Source organism: Bacillus sp. SM2101 (assembly GCF_018588585.1).
GTDB lineage: Bacteria > Bacillota > Bacilli > Bacillales > SM2101 > Nanhaiella > Nanhaiella sioensis.
This window is the reverse complement of the sequence record NZ_JAEUFG010000100.1, coordinates 1-1,430: the sequence shown is the minus strand read 5'-3', so window position 1 is coordinate 1,430 and position 1,430 is coordinate 1. Positions and strand designations below refer to the sequence as shown.

Annotated in this window: 1 protein-coding gene; it reads right to left on the bottom strand. The window is 34.1% G+C overall.

Going from position 1 to position 1,430, the window contains the following annotated elements; all coding sequences use genetic code 11:
- Positions 1-32 precede the first annotated feature (32 nt).
- A protein-coding gene (locus JM172_RS24395) for an IS3 family transposase (RefSeq protein ID WP_214484965.1) occupies positions 33-1,378 on the bottom strand; the annotation gives its coding sequence in 2 pieces (ribosomal slippage) (positions 33-922 and positions 922-1,378; 1,347 coding nt in all).
- Positions 1,379-1,430 lie beyond the last annotated feature (52 nt).

Here is a 1,430-nt window from a genome sequence, read left to right as displayed (position 1 = left end):
TGAACTGAACCCATAAAGTTAGACATATATATTTAGGCAGCTTCTAAGGCATGCATTCGGTATTGAACCGGACTCATGCCTCTTAATTTTACTTTAATCCGTTTATGATTGTAATAATATATGTACTTCTCTAATTCTAGTATAAAATGATTCATACTCTCGAATTCTTTAAGATAAAGAAGTTCACTTTTCAATAAGCCAAAGAAATTCTCCATGACTGCGTTATCTAAACAGTTTCCTTTACGTGACATACTTTGTGTAAGTCCATGTCCCTTTAATGCATGTTGGTACTTCCCCATCTGATAATGCCAACCTTGATCTGAGTGAAGTATAGGACAATCTCCATCTTTCAATTGCTTAAAAGCTTTATCCAACATCTTTGAAACAAGAGGATAGACAGGACGCTTTTCAAAGTTATAAGCGATAATCTCTCCGTTATAAAGGTCGAGAATAGGTGATAAATATAGCTTTTCACCACATAAATGAAATTCGGTTACATCTGTAACCCACTTTTGATTTGCCTTTGTCGCATGAAAATCACGTTCTAAAATATTAGGCGCTATTTTTCCTACTTTACCACGGTACGATCGATATTTTTTCATTCTGACAAGACATTTTAACCCCATATTAATCATTAAACGTCGGACTGTTTTATGATTGAGTACATATCCTTGATTACGTAATTCCAATGTGATACGACGATAGCCATAACGACCTTCGTTTTCATCAAATATCTGTTGGATGACTTCTTTTATTTCTTTATATTTATCTGGTTTATTCAATTGTTTTATCCAGTAATAGTATGTACTACGCGGAATACCAGCAACTTTTATTAATTGAGTAACCTTAAATTCATGCCTCAATTCATTAATGATTTGTGCTTTATCTTGATACGTAACTTTTTCTTTTCCTGAATTAAGGCTTGTAACTTTTTTAAATATGCATTCTCCGCACGTAATCGCTCATTTTCTGATTGTAATGTTTTATCGGTTTCTTTTCCTGACTGATTTTTCGATTCTTTTTTCATGGATGAACGCCCCTTTGCCTTTGATTGAAGAGCGTTAATCCCATGTGTTTCAAGTAAAGACTTCCATTTGAATACTGTGGTAGGTGCACCTATATTAAATAGAGAGGTAGCTTGTTCAACGGACGCTCCTGTTTCAGCTATGAAATCAAGTACGTCCATTTTAAACTCAATTGAATAATTTGTATATGATTTTTCAAAAGCAGCTACTCCATGTTCACGATACTTAGCAACCCAGTTTTTTAATCTAGTCGTACTTACATTATGTTTCTGAGCTGTCACCTTAAAAGAATCTGAGCTATTAATGTAGGCATTAACAGCAGCCAATTTAGTTTCTAAGGAATACTTTGTCATTAAAAACTGCACCTCCGTTGTTAGTTTTGTCTAACAATTGGGGTGCAGTTCA